This window comes from Pseudomonas luteola NBRC 103146 (assembly GCF_002091675.1).
In the GTDB taxonomy this organism is placed as follows: Bacteria; Pseudomonadota; Gammaproteobacteria; order Pseudomonadales; family Pseudomonadaceae; genus Chryseomonas; species Chryseomonas luteola.
Genome location: NZ_BDAE01000077.1, coordinates 1 through 1,394, shown reverse-complemented (window position 1 = coordinate 1,394; position 1,394 = coordinate 1). Strand labels below are relative to the sequence as shown.

1 protein-coding gene is annotated in these 1,394 nt (G+C 53.8%); it reads left to right on the top strand.

Annotation, left to right across the window (positions count from 1 at the left end; translation table 11 throughout):
- Positions 1 to 39 precede the first annotated feature (39 nt).
- The coding region (locus PLU01S_RS25110; RefSeq protein WP_139804012.1) for a cellulase family glycosylhydrolase at positions 40 to 1,394 on the top strand (1,355 nt) is incomplete at its 3' end.

Here is a 1,394-nt window from a genome sequence, read left to right as displayed (position 1 = left end):
TTTTACGTTGTCCGGCGCGGCAATTAGGAGACCAGTCACATGGCCGAAATGCCCAAAATAGTCGTTCTTACGGACGACGAACTCACTGCGCTCATCGATAGCAGTGTCACGAAGGCTATAGCGCCGTTATCGGCTGCAATCGCCAAGATCAATGCAGGCATACCGGCTACACCGGTAGAAACGCCACAGAAGCCCGTAGAGACTCCTAAAGCGCCTATCGAAACGCCAGCAGAGACCACAACCCTTAGTCTTGTGCCTAATGCTCAGGTAACTGGTGGTGATTGGCAAGACGGCGTATGGGCAGCAGATGACGCTGCACGTATCTCGGTAGCCAGTAATTCGGCTCTGAAGATAGGCCAGTCTGCAACGTTAGGCGATGGCACAACCCGCAAGGTCAAGAACGTCGAAGTATTTGGCGACAAGACCAGCGTAACCTTTGATGGTAACAAGCTAGATCCCAGCAAGGTGGCTGGTAAGGCGGTGATCTTCACTGTCCCAAAGTCTGAGGGGTCACCCACACCGGTGACTCCAAGCGTACCGGCCAATGATCCTGCTCCCGTAGCTGGAGTGAACCCGAACCTGACACCGAAAGGTCTCTTCTGCGTCAATATCGGTCAGGCCGGTGGTGGTGAGACTGTCCTACCCGGAAAGGCAGGTACTAATTACTTCTGGGCTAGTGCAGCACAGATCAAGCGTTGGGCAGGATACGGCGCCAAGAAAGCCCGTGTCGGTATTGCCTGGGAGCGTATCCAGCGAAAGCTATTTGGGCCGTTAGATCCCGGCTACAGCAAAGAGCTGCTAGATAACATCAAGCTCCACGGCAAAGTTGGGCTAAAGGTCCTGGTGGATGTTCACAACTATGTGGGCTATTCCACAACTAACACAGCGGCCAACCGCCAGAAGATCGGAACAGCAGCAGTGCCTCATGGTGCGCTGGCTGACGTAGACGCCAAGATCGTTGCATTGATCAAGTCAGATCCAGAGGCTTATGCCGCCTTCTACGGTATCGACCTGTGCAATGAGCCCGTAGGCATCCCCTCTGTAGATGTGTGGGTCAAAGAAGCCCAGCTGTGTATCGATGCTATCCGCAAGATCGATATGGAGTGCGCTATTGCTGTCGAGTCCTTTGATTGGGCAACAACGGCAAGCTTTAAGGCTAAGGGGAACGAAAAGCTATTCACCCTGAAGGACCCAGCGAACCGCATCGAAATCCATACCCATCTGTACATGGATGAGAATGCCGGTGGCGGCTATGGGCACGACAACATCGCCCCTCAAGTCGGCGTTAATCGGATGAAGGAATGCATAGCCCTCTGTAAAAAGGCAGGCTTCAAGCATTGCCTGGGTGAAGTGGGTGCTCCTGGCTTTATGCCTAATGCGCTGGCTGCACTGAA